The 18,573-nt window shown below is 47.4% G+C and carries 17 protein-coding genes; 4 read left to right on the top strand and 13 right to left on the bottom strand.

Going from position 1 to position 18,573, the window contains the following annotated elements; all coding sequences use genetic code 11:
- Positions 1 to 156: 156 nt before the first annotated feature.
- Positions 157 to 2,316: a cell division protein FtsA gene (gene pilM, locus ABU165_RS00575; RefSeq protein WP_094766881.1), complete on the top strand. Its 2,160-nt coding sequence runs from the start codon at positions 157 to 159 to the stop codon at positions 2,314 to 2,316.
- 40 nt (positions 2,317 to 2,356) lie between these two features.
- Here the strand turns inward: pilM and ytxJ are convergent, their stop codons facing one another.
- The 3 genes from ytxJ to ABU165_RS00560 all read right to left on the bottom strand — a co-directional run bounded on the left by ytxJ (position 2,357) and on the right by ABU165_RS00560 (position 3,791).
- Positions 2,357 to 2,686: a bacillithiol system redox-active protein YtxJ gene (ytxJ, locus tag ABU165_RS00570; RefSeq protein ID WP_009795368.1), complete on the bottom strand. Its 330-nt coding sequence runs from the start codon at positions 2,684 to 2,686 to the stop codon at positions 2,357 to 2,359.
- A gap of 66 nt (positions 2,687 to 2,752) precedes the next feature.
- Positions 2,753 to 3,253: a YtxH domain-containing protein gene (locus ABU165_RS00565; protein WP_094766880.1), complete on the bottom strand. Its 501-nt coding sequence runs from the start codon at positions 3,251 to 3,253 to the stop codon at positions 2,753 to 2,755.
- 22 nt (positions 3,254 to 3,275) lie between these two features.
- Positions 3,276 to 3,791 carry a DUF948 domain-containing protein gene (locus ABU165_RS00560; protein ID WP_022544286.1) on the bottom strand — a complete coding sequence of 172 codons (516 nt, stop codon included), beginning with the start codon at positions 3,789 to 3,791 and terminating at the stop codon, positions 3,276 to 3,278.
- 418 nt (positions 3,792 to 4,209) lie between these two features.
- Between ABU165_RS00560 and ABU165_RS00555 the strand changes: the two genes are divergently transcribed.
- Positions 4,210 to 5,325, top strand: a complete 1,116-nt coding sequence (locus ABU165_RS00555; RefSeq protein WP_094766879.1) for an aminopeptidase — start codon at positions 4,210 to 4,212, stop codon at positions 5,323 to 5,325.
- Positions 5,326 to 5,650: 325 nt separating this feature from the next.
- On the opposite strand, the gene murC is transcribed toward ABU165_RS00555, so the two are convergent.
- The 8 genes from murC to ABU165_RS00515 form a co-directional block, all read right to left on the bottom strand.
- Positions 5,651 to 6,946 (bottom strand): UDP-N-acetylmuramate--L-alanine ligase, encoded by a 1,296-nt coding sequence (gene murC / locus ABU165_RS00550; RefSeq protein ID WP_094766878.1) that lies wholly within the window; start codon positions 6,944 to 6,946, stop codon positions 5,651 to 5,653.
- Positions 6,947 to 7,180: 234 nt separating this feature from the next.
- Positions 7,181 to 7,816, bottom strand: coding sequence for a hypothetical protein (locus tag ABU165_RS00545; protein ID WP_248137474.1), 636 nt, complete (start codon positions 7,814 to 7,816; stop codon positions 7,181 to 7,183).
- Between the two features lie 40 nt (positions 7,817 to 7,856).
- Positions 7,857 to 8,957 (bottom strand): nicotinate phosphoribosyltransferase, encoded by a 1,101-nt coding sequence (locus tag ABU165_RS00540; protein ID WP_009795375.1) that lies wholly within the window; start codon positions 8,955 to 8,957, stop codon positions 7,857 to 7,859.
- An 80-nt stretch (positions 8,958 to 9,037) separates the two neighbouring features.
- Positions 9,038 to 12,358 (bottom strand): DNA translocase FtsK, encoded by a 3,321-nt coding sequence (locus ABU165_RS00535; protein ID WP_318059609.1) that lies wholly within the window; start codon positions 12,356 to 12,358, stop codon positions 9,038 to 9,040.
- Between the two features lie 349 nt (positions 12,359 to 12,707).
- Positions 12,708 to 13,508, bottom strand: coding sequence for a DUF1444 domain-containing protein (locus ABU165_RS00530; protein WP_248137476.1), 801 nt, complete (start codon positions 13,506 to 13,508; stop codon positions 12,708 to 12,710).
- Between the two features lie 89 nt (positions 13,509 to 13,597).
- Positions 13,598 to 13,915 carry a thioredoxin family protein gene (locus tag ABU165_RS00525; RefSeq protein WP_094766876.1) on the bottom strand — a complete coding sequence of 106 codons (318 nt, stop codon included), beginning with the start codon at positions 13,913 to 13,915 and terminating at the stop codon, positions 13,598 to 13,600.
- Positions 13,902 to 14,945, bottom strand: coding sequence for a PTS sugar transporter subunit IIC (locus ABU165_RS00520; RefSeq protein ID WP_248137477.1), 1,044 nt, complete (start codon positions 14,943 to 14,945; stop codon positions 13,902 to 13,904). Before ABU165_RS00520 ends, ABU165_RS00525 begins: the two co-directional genes overlap by 14 nt.
- Positions 14,946 to 15,146: 201 nt before the next feature.
- A complete protein-coding gene (locus tag ABU165_RS00515; RefSeq protein WP_094767241.1) occupies positions 15,147 to 15,656 on the bottom strand; it encodes a hypothetical protein in 510 nt (169 codons plus the stop codon).
- 160 nt (positions 15,657 to 15,816) lie between these two features.
- On the opposite strand from ABU165_RS00515, the gene ABU165_RS00510 reads away from it, so the two are divergent.
- Positions 15,817 to 16,263, top strand: coding sequence for a YtoQ family protein (locus tag ABU165_RS00510; RefSeq protein WP_129613924.1), 447 nt, complete (start codon positions 15,817 to 15,819; stop codon positions 16,261 to 16,263).
- Positions 16,264 to 16,304: 41 nt separating this feature from the next.
- On the opposite strand, the gene ABU165_RS00505 is transcribed toward ABU165_RS00510, so the two are convergent.
- Positions 16,305 to 16,829 (bottom strand): DUF84 family protein, encoded by a 525-nt coding sequence (locus ABU165_RS00505; RefSeq protein ID WP_094766873.1) that lies wholly within the window; start codon positions 16,827 to 16,829, stop codon positions 16,305 to 16,307.
- A 95-nt stretch (positions 16,830 to 16,924) separates the two neighbouring features.
- A complete protein-coding gene (locus ABU165_RS00500; protein ID WP_129613906.1) occupies positions 16,925 to 17,998 on the bottom strand; it encodes a M42 family metallopeptidase in 1,074 nt (357 codons plus the stop codon).
- A gap of 212 nt (positions 17,999 to 18,210) precedes the next feature.
- On the opposite strand from ABU165_RS00500, the gene ABU165_RS00495 reads away from it, so the two are divergent.
- Positions 18,211 to 18,525 carry a PepSY domain-containing protein gene (locus ABU165_RS00495; protein ID WP_009795384.1) on the top strand — a complete coding sequence of 105 codons (315 nt, stop codon included), beginning with the start codon at positions 18,211 to 18,213 and terminating at the stop codon, positions 18,523 to 18,525.
- Positions 18,526 to 18,573 lie beyond the last annotated feature (48 nt).

Below are 18,573 nucleotides of genomic sequence, written 5' to 3'. Positions count from 1 at the left end.
ATGATACATTTTTTATAATTAGGGATTATTATATATGAATTAACTGCCAATGTCACGTATTTTTTCTTTATTAATTAAACGCTTTTAAGCATTAAAGAAATTTACCTATGGAGATAGGCTTAAGTTTCCTCTATCCTGTAAAAGAAGGTGCATCCCTTGCTTAAAAATAAAATATTCGCCCTTGATATCGGCACCCGTTCAGTGGTCGGAATCATCCTGGAAGAACAGGACGGGCAGTTCAAAGTAATAGATATCCACACGAAAGAACATAAAGAACGAGCCATGCTTGATGGACAGATCCACGACGTCATCTCTGTATCCAAAATCATCGCTGAGATTAAGGAAGACCTTGAAGCAGCCCATGGCCCCTTAAAAAAGGTCTGCGTCGCAGCTGCCGGAAGGGCCCTCAAAACTAAAAGGGCCCAGGCATCCGTCAATATCACCGGCAAGCCAATAATCCAGAAGGATGATATCCTCCATCTTGAGCTGAGCGCGGTTCAGCAGGCGCAGGCAGAAGTAGCGGAAGAGCAGAAGTCGGATAAAAGCCATTATTATTATTGTGTCGGATACTCTGTGCTGCATTACAGGCTGGATGGTGAAGAAATTGGCAATCTCATTGACCAGCAGGGAGAAGAAGCTTCAGTCGATATTATTGCAACATTCCTTCCCAGAGTGGTCGTTGAGTCGCTGATTTCTGCCCTCCACCGTGCCGGCCTTGAAATGCAGGCTCTTACACTCGAGCCTATTGCCGCCATCAATGTCCTCATACCGCCGTCCATGAGGAGGCTGAACGTTGCGCTTGTCGACATTGGGGCGGGTACTTCTGATATTGCCCTTACAGATTCCGGAACCGTTATTGCATATGGTATGGTCCCTGTTGCAGGGGATGAGATCACTGAGTCACTCAGCGATCAGCTTCTTCTCGATTTCCCTTTGGCTGAAGAAGCAAAACGGAAACTGCTTGATCACAATACGATTAAAACGACAGATATTCTCGGCTTTGAAACAGACTGGGACAGTGAAGATATTATTTCACAAATTGAACCGGCAATCGAAAAGCTTGCAGATTCGATTTGTAATGAAATTCTGCAGCTCAATACTCATAAATCTCCCAAGGCCGTCATGCTTGTGGGGGGCGGGAGCCTTACGCCGCGCCTGCCCCAAATGGTTGCAGCCCGCCTGGAACTCCCGGAGAACCGGGTTGCCATCAGGGGGATTGATGCAGTCGCTTCCCTGGCCTTCGCCGACCATATATTAAAAGGCCCTGATCTTGTTACGCCGGTTGGGATAGCGATAGCGGCCTTGCAGTCTCCTGTCCAATACAGGACCGTTTATGTAAATGATCTGCCTGTCCGCCTTTTTGAAGTGAAAAAATTGACTGTGGGCGACTGCCTCCTTGCTGCCGGGATCAAAATGAGCAAGCTTTATGGAAAGCCCGGCATGGCCAAGATTATATCCTTGAATGGCCTAAGCATCACGATACCTGGAGAGCACGGCAATCCGCCTGTTCTGCTGCAAAATGGCTCTGCCTGTTCTTTGGATGACGGAGTCAAGGATGGAGATATGCTGACAGTTGCCAGGGGCGCTGACGGAAGAGCATCTTTTCTTAAAATTAAGGACCTGGTCGATACCATTCCGGATAAAAATGTGATCGTCAATGGGAAGGACTATAGTGTCAAAGCAATCATTTCCAAAAACGGTATAGCAGCGTCTTCGGAAGATTCTGTGGAGGACCGCGATAAAATTGAGTGCAGAAGTGCTGACAGCATTGAATCGGTCTTAAAGACTCTTAACCTGGGGGACTTATTAAAAAGCATAAAGCCCTTCCATCTGAGGATTAACGGAAAAGAAACATACATTCCCTCTCTTTCTGGAAGGCTGACCCGAAATGGGATTGATGCCAAACCTTCAAGCGGCTGTGAAGATGGGGATGTGATTGAAGCCGCGGGAAAACACCAGGCAACAGTGGCCGAGCTGGCTGAAAAGAAGCAGCTGACACTTACGCGGACATTGCCTGTATTCTTTAACGGCGAGCGCATTACCCTGACAAGGGATGCAGCCGAGGTTTGGCGCGAAGATGTGAAGCTGAAAGCTGAGAGTATAATCAGGAGCGGGGATTCAATCCAGATCAGGAACCTCCCTGAAGAACCTTTTATTTTCCAGGATCTTTTCACCTATGTTGAAGTAAAGCCGCCCGCTCATGCAGCCGGCAGCTTTGAACTAATGAGGAATGGAAGGAAATGCTCCTTCCATGAACCGGTAAATGCTGGGGACACCCTTCATATCCACTGGCCTGAGCACATTAAAGTAAAATAAATTAAAAAGGCCGTCCCTTTACCGGAACGGCCTTTTGGTGTCAGCTGTTTTCACTTACAGCCTTCGCCAGTGAATCTTCCGTTATTTTCCAGTGTGATGCATGCCATACAACATCTTTGTTCAAGAAAAGAATCGCCTGAGGGGATTCATGCTTAATATGATATTCCTCAGCCACATGATTGGAGACAGGGCGGGCATCCTGTACAGTTAAAAAATAGGCAGGAACGCTGCTGTTAGAAGACGTGAAGCTTTCATACTCTTCATAAGCCGCCTGGCTTACAGGGCAGGTGGTGCTGTGCTTCAGTAGAAATGCCGGGCTCTTTTCTTCTAAAATGCTATTAAATTCTTCGATTGAATGTATTTGTTTCATCTTATTTCCTCCTGAAATAAAGAATGCGGCAGAGTCATTTTAACACTCCACCGCCTGATTTCCTAATTATCGGTATTTCATTTCTGTTTCATCAAAAGCGTTCTTTGTTTCCTCCAGCTTCTGCTGTATGCTTTCCCCATCCTCTTCTGAAAGCATTGCAGCTGAGCCGGAAGGCACTGTTTCAGTGAACGCCTCCTCTTCTTCGCTGGAATCCTCAGATTGCCTGCCGGCCTTTCCTGACATGCCCTTTACCTTTTCAACCAGGCCTGAAGACTGCTTTGAAACGCTCTGAGTAAGTGTGCTGGTCTTTTCTTTGGCTGCTGATGCCAATTCAGAACCTTTTGTCACAGCTGTCTCTTTAAGATGGCCAGTTTTCTCCTTCAGCACCGCAGCCTGCTCATTCAGGTCTGTCCTCAGCTCTTTCCCTGTCTTAGGGGCAAGGAATAATGCTGCCGCAGCACCCACCATTCCGCCGACCAGGGCACCAATCAGAAAATCCTTGGAATTAATATTATCTTCCTGCCTTGTCTCGTTTGCCTGCGTAGTCATTCTTTCATTGTAAGCCATGTGGGATCCTCCTACACTTCCTTTAATATTTTGCTCTTTCTCTTTCCCGGGCTCTCACAGCCGCTCTTTCTACTGCTCTTTCTGCGGGCGGTATATCCTCAATATGGTTCTGGAGCGGAGAAGACTGCTGTTTGCGAATCTTCCACTTATCTTTCAGCTCAAGGAATACATTGCTCCATTGAACCACCTGGGAGATTTTATCCTTATTCTGTTCAACCTGCGTATTGACCGATGAAGAAATGGATTGAATCGTCCCATTGAACTTTCTGACAGAATCTCCGACATCCCTCACCGCATTGACCACTCCATTAAGGCTTTCCGACTTCTGCTGAATGTCGCTCGCAAGGGCATTCGTCTTATGAAGCAGAACAGTGGTCTCACGGGTTACACCGTCCAGCTGCTGTTCAAGCCCATCTAAGGTAGTTGACACACTATCCAATGTTGTCGCCAGGGATTTCAATGTTCGGGATAGGAAAATGACGAGCACTAAAAAGGCTACTGCTATTAAAGCCACGCTCAAATATAGAATAATTTCCAAAAGAAGCACCTCCATGATTGTTATATATTTATTCTATTACCCGGGGATAGGCACCCTAAACCAGGGCCGTCCTTGTAAGTAATTCCATCAGCTGGCCTGAATCTCCTGCTTTTTGCGGCATTTAGCATTATAATTGCAGGCTGTGTTAAACATTGCGGCTGATATTGGGGATCATTCAGCCAGATGTTCTTCATGGCTAAAAGGCGCTTGTAAAACAGATGAGTTTCACAATGAGCCAAAAATCAGCATGAACTAATAAAGCTGATTGCAGATTGACTATGTACGAAAATATTATATGCATCACCATGGAGCTTTTGCAAATCCCCACAGGCACAACTGCCAGTATAATCATTTAAAGCAGAAAAAAGCTTTTTCGGGTACAATAATAGCTGTACGAAGAAATGAAGGAGGAATCAGGATGAAAGATCCCCGGATTCAAACATTGGCAAAAAATTTAATTAATTATTCAGTGCGCCTTCAAAAAGGTGAGAAAGTTTTAATTGAAAACTTTGGACTTCAGCGCGAACTGGTTACTGCACTTGTCGCTGAAGCCTATGCAGCGGGCGGCTTCCCGTTCGTGCTGCTGAAGGACCAGCAGGTCGACAGGGCGCTCCTGCTCGGCGCGCAGGATGAGCAGTTCGATATGATGGCTGACTTTGAAGCAAACGTGATGGGCAAGATGGATGCTTATATTGGCCTTAGATCTGGAGATAACATCAATGAACATGCCGATGTGCCGGATGATAAAATGAAAATCCACGGCAGCACGATCGGTAAGAAAGTCCACAGGGAAATCCGCGTGCCAAAAACAAAATGGGTTGTACTGAGATATCCTAACTCCTCAATGGCACAGCTTGCGAAAATGAGCACAGAGGCGTTCGAGGATTTCTATTTTAATGTCTGCAATCTGGATTACGGCAAGATGGACAAAGCGATGGACAGCCTTGTGGAGCTTATGGACAAAACAGACAAAGTAAAGCTGACAGGCCCCGGGACAGATTTGACCTTCTCCATTAAGGATATTCCGGCAATCAAATGCTCTGGACAGATGAATATTCCTGACGGCGAAGTCTATACAGCTCCTGTGAAAGATTCTGTTAACGGCGTGATTACATATAATACTCCATCTCCTTATCACGGATTTACTTTTGAGAATGTCAAGCTTACCTTTAAGGATGGAAAGATTGTTGAGGCGTCAGCAAATGATACAGACAGAATCAACAAGATCTTTGATACAGATGAAGGCGCCCGCTATATCGGGGAATTCGCCATCGGCGTAAACCCTTATATCCTCCATCCGATGCAGGACATTCTTTTCGATGAGAAAATTGATGGCAGTTTCCACTTCACGCCAGGGCAATGCTATGATGAAGCCTATAATGGCAATTCATCCAATATCCACTGGGATATGGTCAATATCCAGCGTCCGGACTATGGCGGAGGGGAAATCTACTTTGATGATGTCCTGATCCGGAAGGATGGAAGATTCGTCATCCCTGAACTCGATGCGCTGAACCCTGAAAATCTTAAATAAACAGGAATAAAAGCGCAAGCTCCTTGATCACCTTAAGAAACGCAGACTAAGAACGCCACGTCCTGTGGCAACGTCTGCATGACTCCCATGCTGGAGCCCTCAAGACTAACCTCCCGGAAACCTTTTTGGGTTGTTTGGCTAGTGACCTGGGCGCAGCTGCTGGACGTGGATCAAGAATTGAAAATTATACACAAGTCTTACAATTTATAAATTCCTTAACAGCAAAAAAGGATGCAGCATGAGCCTGCATCCTTTTTCTTATGTAGCCAAAAGGCCTTTCCGGAGAGCGCCAGGAGACAGCCTGCCCAACGCTTCTGCACGGAACTTATAAAGAGCCCTCATATGCTTCCTGGAATTTCTGGATGTCTCCCGCTCCCATAAAGAGGATGACACTGTTTTCGTGCTGTTTCAGCGCACTTGTATCTTCTTCTTTCATGATTTCCGAGCTTGGGATCCTGTCCTGAAGATCTGTAATGGTCAGCTTTCCATGGTTCTCCCTGGCTGAACCGAAAATATCGCAAAGATAAACTTTATCAGCTTTATTAAGGCTTTCGGCAAAGTCATCCAGGAATGTCTGTGTCCGGGTAAAGGTATGAGGCTGGAATACAGCCACTATTTCTTTTTCCGGATATTTCTGCCTGGCTGCCTCGACCGTCGCGCGAATCTCCGTCGGGTGATGAGCATAGTCGTCAATGATAACCTGGCTTGCCACTTTCTTCTCCGAAAATCTTCTTTTCACTCCCTCAAATGTCAACAGGAGATCTTTGACGATTTCAGAATCAATTTCCTCATAATGGCAAAGTGCAATAACGGCCAATGAATTCAGTACGTTATGGTCGCCGAACTGAGGGATTGAGAAAGTATCATAAAAGGTGTTGCGCACAAAAACATCAAAGGTTGTTCCTTCCGTGCTCTTGATGACATTTCGTGCCTGGAAGTCATTCTCCTCCCCAAATCCGTAAAACAGGACAGGAACCTTTGCCTGGATCTTTTGCAGCTGCTCATCATCGCCGCATGCAAAAATACCCTTATTCACCTGCCATGACATCTCCTGGAATGCAGAGAACACATCATCAATATTGGCGAAATAATCAGGGTGGTCAAAATCTATATTCGTCATGATTGCATAATCAGGGAAATATGAAAGAAAATGCCTTCTATATTCGCAAGCTTCAAAAACGAAATATTCAGCATCGGCATCCCCTCTGCCCGTTCCGTCCCCAATAAGGAAAGAAGTCGGTTTTGCTCCCTTCATAACATGGGCCAGCAGCCCTGTAGTGGAGGTCTTGCCATGCGCCCCAGTAACAGCTACACTGGTGAACTTCTTCATAAAGTCCCCAAGGAAGCGGTGGTAGCGGACGATCGGAAGGCCCAGCTTCATGGCTTCCTGAATTTCTTCATGCGTATCCGGGTACGCATTGCCTGCTATAACGGTCATTCCAGGCTGTATGTTTTCCTTTTGGAAAGGAAGGATCTTTATTCCTGACTGTTCAAGCGAAATCTGTGTAAAAAAACGCTTTTCTACATCAGATCCCTGAACATGATAATTCATATCATGAAGGACTTGAGCCAAGGCGCTCATTCCAGACCCTTTTATACCTACAAAATGGTAAATAGTCATATAAAGAACCTCCAACTGTCGTCTATCTGTAACACAGTATATGATATCTGACTATAAATTGCTCATATATTCATTACGGACAAACGTTTCCTGCATAAGCAGATTAAAGTATTATATCATCTTTCAAGCACAAAAACTATGTAGCACCACACTCCGGCTGGCGGCAGGGGCGGCCTGAACGGGGTTCGGCCGGGATTGCATGGCTAAAATTGGCAAAAATCAGCGTGAATAGACTCACATATCACCAATGAACAGGAAGGCCACGGCAGTCTTTTTTAGAAAAGGCCTATAGGCCATACCTTCCCGAACAGCCTCATTGTAACTCTCCACAACAGCGTCTGTATTGTCCATTGGAAAAGCAGGGCCAAAACAGAAGGTCCGGGAGAAAACGGGTATGCACCTGATGAAATAGGAGCGTCCCTCCTCAAGGCTGATGCTTTCCGCGGCTTTCAGCTGAAGCTTTTCCCCGGTCAGAATATCACAGGCAGCAAGTATTTCTCCTTCTGCCCTTTCAATCTTTACAGGCTGGAGGACAGAGCTGAGGAAAAGCGCTCCCTGAATGAGATCTGCCTCGGCTAGTTGCCCGGTATTCCGGCGGAGGAAAAGGTTAAACATCGTAAAGCCCCTGATGCTTATATAATCGAATAAGAACCAGTCCTCAAACACTTCTTCCTGTTCACTGCTGAATGGGATTCCGCCCGGCAGGCCGGCTGCTTCCCGGAAAATATGGCGGGCACGGACCTTTTCTCTTATGTTCGCATTCACCGCAGAATCCTTCTGTGCTTTCCGGTAAAGGGCCAGCGCGTTCTCTTCACCCTTAGCCTGCTTCTGTTTGCGGTAGGCTTCCAAGTCTTTAATTGTATTCTCCATATCCGGGTGCTCCCTCCAATTCCCCAGGGCCGAAAATGAATTAAAACTCTACTTTTTCCAGCCGCGGATTCGGCCTGTAGCGCCTTCCTGCTTTTGCAGCATGCTTACCATTGATCAGAACATTATCTCCGGTGAAGCCGATATTGATCTTCAGCAGGCTGTTGCCTATGCCGTAAGTATCGACTGGCACACCGTTTTCTTCAAATTCCTGGATTCTCATTTCATTAAAGCCGCCGCTGACAACAATTTTCACATGATTATACCCTTCGTCATCCAGCGCCTTCCTTAATGCAAAAATCAGCTCCGCATTAACGCCCCGTGGATCAAAGGTCCCGAGAAGATGCTGATTCCTCAGGAAATATTGGTCGATCATTGTCCTGGAGGTATCAACACGGACACCCTTCAGCTCATCGCCGAATTCCCTCGCAACTTTCAGGGAATCTGTTATAGCATCATTATTATAATCAACAAGCGCAATCAGGGCATCCTCAGGGTATGTCTCCTGATATGCCTTGGTTGCTGCCACCAGGTCCCCGTCAAACATCTGGATAAGGGCATGCGGCATTGTTCCCATCCCCTGCTTGCCCCACCATTCGTTCATGGCATGGGTAGCCTGGGCAGTCGCTCCGCCTATATGGGCGGCATAGCCGTCTCCGGCCTGGGTGATATAATGGTCATCCCGGTCACCCATGAAGATGACCTGTTTTTGCCTGCCTGACGTTCCTGCTGCCTTGACCGTGTTATACACATTAGTGGCAACTGACGTTCTCCTCGCAAGGATGCCGTCAATGATCCCCTCAAGATAGCCGAAGCTCTGATAGGGCCCGGTAATCGTCATGACCGTTTCGAATGGGCTGATTTTATCTCCATCTTTCAAAGAAAAGATTTCCAGCTCATCCGGATTTTCGGCGAATGTATGGATCAATGCAATCACTTCATCGGTCCCGCAAAGGACAGCATGATTTTTCTGGAAGAATTGCATGGTCACGATATTGTCTTTGTGATATTTCTTGACAATCTCCCGTGTCTTTAAGAAATAGACAGCTGAAAACCAGCCGTCTCTTACTCTTTCATCAAATTTAAAGGTCTTATTTGTAAGCCGCTTGATCTTGCCTTGAATCTTTAGCTCAATTTCTTTCATCCTAAAGCTCCTCATACCAAATCAGTTATAACTACCGTTATTTTTAGTATTCTTTACATGCATGTAAAGAATACCACGTATTATAGCATTGTACTAGTGTCTTGCATGGCCTCGAGGTCTGTTTCCGTGATCAGCACATCACGCGGCTTGCTTCCTTTTGCCTCAGAGATATAGCCGCAGTCCTCCATCATGCCGATCAGCCTTGCAGCACGGTTATAGCCGATCTTAAAGCGCCTCTGGACACTTGATGTCGATGCGCTGCCCTGATCGACAACATACTCGCACGCCTCATAGAAAAGCTCATCTTCCTCCTCGGTTGCCTGTGCTTTTTTCAGGAGCTCTTCCTGTTCAAATAAATAATCCGGCTTGCGCTGGCTCCTCGCATGGGCGACGACTTCATCAATTTCTGCATCGGAAACATAAGTTCCCTGAAGCCTGACCGGCTTGGATGAGCCATTTTCCAGGAAGAGCATATCCCCTCTGCCCAAGAGCTTTTCGGCACCGCTGATGTCGATGATGGTTCGTGAATCGACCTGGGAGGATACAGAGAATGCCACCCTTGTCGGGACATTGGCTTTAATCAGGCCAGTGATGACATCGACAGACGGCCTTTGTGTGGCGATGATCAAATGAATGCCGCATGCCCTCGCCTTTTGGGCGATCCGGCAGATTGCTTCCTCAACATCTGCCGGGGACATCATCATCAGGTCAGCAAGCTCATCAATGACAATGACAATGAACGGAAGCTTGTCAGAATAGCGTTTATGCTGTTCAGCCAGCTGATTGAAACGGTTGATATCCCTGACACCTGCGTGTGCAAACAGCTCATAGCGCCGCTCCATCTCTTCCACCGCCCATTTCAGTGCTGCAGTGGCGGCCTTCACATCTGTAATGACCGGGCTGACAAGATGAGGTATCTGGTTGTATGGAGCAAGCTCGACCATTTTCGGATCGATCAGCAGAAGCTTCAGCTCATCAGGCGATGCTTTATAAAGAAGGCTGACAAGGATTGAGTTGATGCAGACGCTTTTTCCGGATCCGGTTGCACCGGCAATCAGTCCGTGAGGCATCTTCCGCAGATCAGTGACGATCGGGCTTCCCGAGATGTCCAGCCCAAGGACTGCAGTCAGCGGCGATTCTCCGTCCCTGAACACAGGCGTATTGATGATCTCGCTGATCAATACCGGCCTGCTCTTCTGGTTCGGCACCTCAATTCCGATGGTATGCTTGCCCGGGATCGGCGCTTCCATACGGATATCCCTGGCGGCCAGGCTGAGCTTAATATCATCAGTCAGGTTCGTGATTTTATTTACTTTAACTCCGGGCTCCGGCTGAACCTCAAATCGGGTAACAGAAGGCCCCTGGGTTACATTAACAACCTTTGCCCTGACATTGAAATTCTTCAGTGTCAGATTAAGGAACTCTTCCTGCTCCAGCAGCCACTCCTCATTGTCCTCAGGAATGACTGGAGGGGCAAGCAGGCTTTTTGCCGGAAATTCATAGGCCTTGTATTTCGGATCTTCTGCCGGCTGGCCATACTGATGGAATCCGTCCAGTTCCTGTCGCGTCCCTGCTTGTGTCTGTTCAGCTGGCTCTTCAGCCTGCTGATGGAATTGTGCTGGTTCTGCCGCTGCTGCAGTTTCATTTGGCTGTGGAGCATAATTATAATCAGAAGCGAGGGCATTATCCTCGCCGCGTCCCTGTACATTTGTATTTGCAGGCGCTTCATTCCCGATAACTTCAGCTGAGACAGCCGGCGGCGTTGCTTCTTCTGTATTTTCCCGGGTGACAGGCATTTGCTTCACAGCGGTATTTTGTTCTTTTTTCTTCTGCTCTGCAATCCTTCTGTCCTGCTTCAGCATAATCACATTGAAAGGCAGCGGTGATCTTGGCTTCGGCTTCGGCTCTTCTTCTGCGCGGGGAGGAATGTCCTCACGGGTTTCCCCGGCCCTTCCCTCTACAGTTTCCGGCTCCGCCTCATCCAGCAGCAGGGCAGACGCTGCTTCATGCTGGCCGGTTATCTGAGTACACTGTTCACCTTTGACAGATCCTGCCTGGAGTTCAGCATTTTTTTCAGCATGGTCTCCGGATAGTACTGCTGCTTCTGTTTCTTTATCAATTTCATTCTTATCCGGCAAATCTGCAGGATCGTCCGCAGGTTCCGGCACTGCTTCAAAATTAAGTGGAGCCGGCCCGGTTCCCGACGGGTTATATGGGATATCCCTGTTATATTCTTCAGTATCTATTCTATTTGGCTCAGCGTCTTCATGCAGGATTGTATCGTTGCTGTTAACCAGCGCTTCACCGGCAATTTCATCTTCCGCCTCATCGGGCTCAAAGTCTAATTCTACGGCCGGGGCAGTACTATATCCGGCCACAGGAATGCTGCTGTCCATTACTTCAGGGTTACTGCTGGTGATCCCTTCAGTCATGCCATCCAGCGGCGGGGTACCGTCGAAAGGTTTGATGCTGCTGTCAGCTTCAATTCTTCCGGCCGGCAGCTCTGCATATGAATCGCCACTTTCAAGCATCTCCCTCTCCTGCCCTGCTTCTGTTGTCACGACAAGTTCGTCTTCGTCCGCTTTTTCAGAAAAAGCTTTTTCAGCAGCTGGATTGGAGAGGCCGCCCGTATAGGTGTCAGTATCCGTTACTTTAGCAGGACTCTCTTCTGCACTGCCTGGCACGGCAGAGGCTTCTTCGTATCCTACCCTTAAATCAGGGCTGATGGTTCCTTTCAGGTCAGAGATGCCTTCCGGCTGTTCTCCAGGCACTGGCTCTGGCGGATTATTCACAGTATTGCTTTCATTTTCCCGGCCTCCATCAAGGACCGTTTTCTTCAGAAAATCAATATCATCGAAAAGTGGCGCGTTTTTCACCTGGTCAAAGCTATTCATCTCATAGACTACTGATTCTTCCTTTTTCTTCGGCCGTTCGAACCCGTATATCGGGGAAGGAATTTCCGTTGGCCTGAAGGGGCGCCGGTGGCGGTTGTCTATCGGCTGCTCGCTCTTGCTTTTTTGGGAAGGCTTCGAATAAGATTCATGCTGCTCCGGCTGCCGTTTATTTCTTTTTTCTTGACTATCATTCAGCGGGCCGGCCTTTCCCCGCCCATGCTTCCAGGTTTCTGCCGCCGGCTGCTCCCTTTGGCTTCTTCGCGGATTATGTCCAGGATTTTCCGGCTTTTCTCTGGGTCTCCTTTCCTTTACCGGTGAGCCTTCATCAGGAATAAGCGGAAATCTGAACTGACCCTTAGGGTACTGGTAGAGGATCCTGGCCTCCATCTCACGTCCGTCTCTGTCTTTTTTCGGTTTTGCCGGTTCTATGTACGGCTGCTCTTCTTCTGTTTCTTTATACTCGTCTTCATTATTAAACACTCGGAATAGTTTTTTTATCCAACTCAATATCAATCACTCTTTCTTAAAGGCTGTTTAGGCAAAGCTGTCGGTGTATGGGGATGCTCAAATTTCTGGTACAAAAGCAGAATAACCCTTAAGATTCTATGAAAAGGGCAGCTTATTCTTCCTACCCTTTTATTTTATCAGCTATTCATAAAAATTCGAGTTAAAAAGAGAGAATGAGCCTTTTTATAGGCTTTATGGGTAAAATTGCCACAGTTTTCCTCATCATGCTTATACTTTTGGCATAACCAGTTTAACATCGGGTTTACAACTGTTACAGGCAGTGTAACCTGCAGGCTTTTCCCTGTCTATCAGATATAAAAAAGGACCACATTTCGTGATCCTTCCCCTGTCACTTTTTCTTATTTTTGCCGAGAATGAAAATCGGCTCAAGTTCCCCGTTTTCATAAAGAAATGATAATGCCGTAATCGGTACCCTGCCGCTTGCAAAGAAGCTCATGTTCATCTGGGCGAGGATATCATAGCCTGTATTATTCCGCACATCCGCTATGATCAGGACGTCCTGATGGGGAACGGCAAGTGCCATCTCACCGGTTATCTGCTGCTCCATGCTCTTCAGAAAAGCTTCATTGAGGATGCGGCTCGCATCATAGCCGTCATTTGCGTTCAAAAAATAAAAGATATTGCCGGCCACTTCGTCCTTTTTAATCCCGGTTGACAGGGACCTGACATTAAATAAGGCAATCTCCCTGATCCTTTCAGCTGTCCAGCCCTCTTTTTCCATGAGCGCTGAATCAATGAGCCTGTAGGTTTTGCCCTGGTCAAGGGCATAATAGATCCTCGTTTCTGCTGTATGTTCGTCAAACAGGAACAAGATTCCTTCTTCAGATTCCTGCGGAAAAGAAGTTGACCTGATGACAGGGAAGATATTTTTTTCATGGCCTTCAAGCCCGGATTCTCCCGACATGGCCCTGAGTCCTTCTTCCACATAATAGGCCACCTCTTCAATCGCCTTGTCCTTATGCTCCTGCCATTTAGCAATGATGCCAGGCAGCGAAATGGTGATCCCTTTGCCCGTCCCTTTATTTTCAATCCGGAGGGTATCCTTTTTTTTATCAAATTCGAAAGACCGGTTATCAGCATCCAGCCTCTTCATTAATTCATCCTTCATTTTCCTGCTGTCCATTTTCATCCTTTTTCCCTCCTTAACGGGAAATTTCTGCAGTTTCCATTGTACAATAGAAAGCCCTCCATCTCAAAGAAGACGGAGGGCAAAAGATATCAGCGGCCGAGGCCGGCGATGAAATTCTCGATTTCTTCCTGTGTTTTCCTATCCTTGCTGACAAAGCGTCCTGATTCTTCTCCATCCCTGAAGGCAATGAAGCTCGGGATGCCGAAGATATCGAGCTGCCCGCACAGATCAATATATTCATCCCGGTCTACATATACAAAGGTATAATCGCTGAACTTTTCTTCTACCTCTGGAAGGATCGGTTCGATGATGCGGCAGTCAGGGCACCAGTCTGCTGAAAACATAAAAATATGCTGCCCCTCATTTTTCATTTGCTCAAACTGTTCCATTGATTCAAGCTTTTTCATTTCTTTTTCCTCCTGTCTGGATCAGCATATCGTCATGTTTGATCCAGCCTTTTTTCCTCATATACTCAGATAATAACAAGCTTATTGCGGCTGGTCCAACAAAATGCAGCATGACTATTTTCAGGAAGACAGCCGAGCTGAATCCCATTGCTGTCACAGTCATGATCTGCCCGACAAGGCCGGCTGTCCCCATTCCCGCACCTGCCGCATTGTTCTCGAGAACAAATAAAGTGGTACCAAGCGGTGCAAGAACTGCCCCCGCAATGGTCGGCGGGAGGAGGATCATCGGATTCCTGATGATATTCGGCACCTGCAGCATTGAAGTTCCAAGTCCCTGGGCAATGAGGCCGCCTACTTTATTTTCCCTGTAGCTGCTGACTGCAAAACCGACCATTTGGGCTGCACATCCAATTGTTGCCGCCCCTGCTGCAAGCCCGTGCAGATCAAGCATCAGCGCAATGGCTGCACTGGAGATAGGTGCTGTAAGGGCGAGGCCCATCAGCACTGCCACAATGATTCCCATTAAGATCGGCCTTTGCTCCGTCCCCCACATGATCATGCTTCCAAGACCCTTTAACAGGAAGCTTATTCCGGGTCCGATCAGCGCTGCCGTTCCATAGCCAGCCAATATCGTAACAAAAGGCGTAACAATAATATCGATTTTCGTCTCCTTGCTGACAAGCTTTCCAATCTCCACAGATATCAGGGCAGCTGCAAAGCTCCCGGCTGGTCCGCCCAGCGCGGCCCCTGCTGCCCCGCTTGCAATCGCAGCGAACAGTACCAGCGGCGGCGCATTCAGCCCATAAGCAACAGCAACGCCGATTGCCGGCCCCATAAGCCCCATCGCGAGCGTCCCCATTTCTATGAAAAAACTCCCGCCATATCCTGCCGGCAGCTGCTCTCCCACTGTCTTAATGATCAGACCTATAATCAGAGAAGAAAACAGGCCTAATGCCATGCTGCTCAATGCATCTATAAAGTAAACCCTCGCAGACAGGCTGACCCCTTTTCTCTTCACAAACTCTCTCATTTAAAATCCCCCGTTCATTCTTCATTGTCATGTGTCAAGACAGATGTTACAACCTATATTGTAAGCATGTACAATGTAAAAAGGAAGAAAAATATACCCGGAACCTTCCTAGTATGGGCGCTTTCTGTTATGAGAAACCAGATTTTCCTTTTGTCCTTAGAAAAAACACAAAAAAAAGCAAAGGGACACCCCTTTGCCTGCCTATTTCATCCGGACGGAATTGACGATATCAATCATCATTGAAGCATCTGCTTTCAGGCTGGAGGTCTTTGTTTCCGTTGTGATCTTGACCCCATCAGCTCCGACAATCAATTCGCTTCTGTCATCATCCAGCTTTTTAATTAGAATAAATCCGAATCTGCCATCATATTGGAAGGTTTCATCCACCTCATAGCTTTCGTTCTGAAGTTTCGCAGACTCATAAACCACCTTGCTGCCTTTGCCCTCATTCTGGTTATAAAACAGGATATATGTTTTGCTTCCATTTTTTAAGATTAGATTGTTTGGGCTCTCTTCTTCAACCTCGACACCAAAAGGCAAATAATAATCTATCTCTTCATTTTCATTATTTGCATCCTTGGGCTTTTGGGTGAAAGCTGTCTCCGCTGCCTTCTTCGCTGCTTTCTGCTCCTCTTGGAAGGATGCAGAACAGGCGCTCAGGAACAGAACGGAGCATATCATTAGCAAGGCGGCGATGCTGATTTTTTTCATACTATTTTCCTCCCTGCTGGAAAAAATATCGTCCTTTTCTATCATAACCGTCTTTTTAATTATCTGACAACCCCTCCTGCCGGTTTTTCAGGCCTGCGGACGGTTTGTTATTAACAGAAGTGGTAAAATGTAAGATATCTACCAAAGAGGAGGAAGTATGATGGAATTGACAGTTTATCTGGCAGGCGAGATTCATACAGACTGGAGGGGAGAGCTGAAGGAAAAAGCAAAAGCCCTTCAGCTTCCGGTCCATTTTGTCGGACCGATGGAAAACCACGAGCGCTCTGATAAGATTGGGGAAGAAATACTTGGGGAACAGCCGGGCCCTGTTTACCTCGACCAGGCTTCTTCAAGCATCAACAATCTGCGGACCCAGCTGCTGATGGAAAAATCCGACCTGGTCATTGCGCTGTTCGGCGAGCAGTATAAGCAATGGAACACGAGCATGGATGCCAGCATTGCCCTTGCACTGAAAAAGCCGCTGATCCTGATCAGGCCTGAAAAACTGCACCACCCGCTTAAAGAACTCTCACAAAAAGCAAACGCAACAGTCGAAACCGTTAATCAGGCAATCAAAATTCTTTCATATGTCTTTGAAGAAAACTGAAATGCGGAAGCGGCTTGCTTAATACAAGCTGGGGAGAGGCGTCAACGCCTCTCCCTATTTCTGTTCCGGTACTCCAGCTGCCCGGCGAGCAGCCTGACAACATGCGCGAACATTTCGGCCCTGTCGACCCTGCCATTTGTGAACACACCGATGGCGCCTTCTTTTTTCCGGATGTTTTCTTTTTGGGCATATTCATCCATGACAGGCCCAAGCTCTCGGCCTGCGAGCAGCTCTTCGGCAATTTCCTGCGGAAGGGGAATTCTGGCCCCTCCAGCGACAATTGTTTCTTTGCCTTTTTGCGCAAGCGCCCCCCAATTGCAGAGAAACAAACCTGCAGCTGTGTTCTGAACCCCTCCTTCCAGACCGATTCCTATATCGCCATCTCCTTCTTTCAGTGCAAGCTCCGCTCTTTGTACAGCCCCTTTAATCGTTTCATCATCTGTAAAAGGCTGGTCACTCACACCGGAAGGTACATCCACAGAATCGACTTTAAAGCCGCTTTCATTGAAAATGGCTTCCACAGCACCTATTTTCGCCGGATTTTTAGAACCTATTATAATTTTCATAAAGCTGTTCTCCTTTTTCATTGCTGCAATCTATATTGCCCCATTTTGACCCATTGAAAAGAGGCAGCACTGCTGCTGCCTCCGGGCTGTTGTTTTTACGCGTTCTCGCGGATGGATGCGACAGTGGCTTTGTCGCAGGATTTAACAAGCTTGACCAGAAGCTCTTTTGCTGCCGCATAATCATCCACATGGATAATGGAAGCGTGAGTATGAATATAACGGGAGCAAATGCCGACTACCGCACTTGGGACTCCTTCATTTGAAGTGTGGACACGCCCTGCATCTGTTCCGCCCTGGGAAACAAAATACTGGTAAGGCACATTATTCTTCTCAGCTGTATCCAGCACGAATTCCCTCATGCCGCGGTGCGTAACCATGGAGCGGTCCAGAATGCGAAGCAGCGCACCTTTCCCAAGCTGGCCGAATTCCCTTTTGTCGCCTGTCATGTCATTCGCAGGGCTTGCATCCAATGCAAAGAAAATATCAGGCTTGATCATATTGGCGGCTGTCTGCGCACCTCTCAGCCCGACTTCTTCCTGGACTGTCGCTCCGGAATAAAGGATGTTCGGCAGCTTTTCGTCTTTCACTTCTTCCAGAAGTTCAACCGCAAGCCCGCATCCATAACGGTTATCCCAGGCTTTCGCCATGATTTTCTTTTCATTTGCCATTGGCGTAAACGGACAGATAGGGATGATCTGCTGTCCGGGCTTAATGCCGATCTTCTCTGCATCCGCACGGTCATCTGCACCGATGTCAATCAGCATATTTTTAATATCCATTGGCTTGCTGCGCTTGGCTTCATCCAGCAGGTGCGGAGGGATGGAACCGATGACGCCTGTGACCGGGCCATTATTGGTCAAGATCTGCACCCTCTGGGCAAGCAGGACCTGGCTCCACCAGCCGCCAAGGGTCTGGAAGCGGATCATGCCGTTATCGGTGATGGAGGTAACCATGAAGCCAACCTCATCCATATGGCCTGCTACCATCACAGTCGGGCCTTCCTCATCTCCCCTTTTTACTCCAAATACTCCCCCAAGCTTGTCCTGGACCACTTCATCAGAATACTGGCCAAGCTGCTCTCGCATAAACTTGCGGACTAAATGTTCATTCCCCGGCGCTCCCGGCAATTCTGTCAGTGTTTTAAAAAGCTGCAATGTTTTATTGTTCATTGTACCTGCTCCTTTAATGGGATTTATATCATTATTATGTATACAGTTATTTTACAGAACTTTCTTACCTCTTACCACCTTTTCCTCCTAGCCGTCCCCCAGATATGGTTCCATGTTCTTTCACTTTATGTGAATTCCTTTAATATATCCGGTTACATTTGGTAGAATGGAATAAAGAACAACAATGATGGAAAAAGACGGAGGGGCAGATCATGAACTGGAAATCATTTTTGCTTGGTGTTGGAGTCGGAGCAGCAGGCGGCTTGGCTGTGAAGGAATTAATGGCAGATAAAACCGCGGTTTCTCCAGAGAAAGCACTTGACCAGGCTAAAGCCGCTTTCAAGAAAAATGGCCCGATCAGCGGATCATGGATACATATGCAGCCTGAACCTTATGAGAAGCATGGGCTTAGCTATAATGTCTATAAAGGCGGCATTTCAAGGACAGCTGATGGAGAGGTATCTCAATACGAGTTTGTCGCAGACAGCCGCACCGGAACGATTTTGGATGCCTATCCGCTGTCTTAAAGATTGCAAGCTAAAGGCCGGATTCTTTTATCCGGCCTTTAGCTTGCC

This window comes from Cytobacillus sp. T106, assembly GCF_040492155.1.
Classification (GTDB): domain Bacteria; phylum Bacillota; class Bacilli; order Bacillales; family Cytobacillaceae; genus Bacillus_AB; species Bacillus_AB infantis.
The sequence above is the reverse complement of the archived record's forward strand: the minus strand, read 5'-3'. Positions and strand labels throughout refer to the sequence as shown.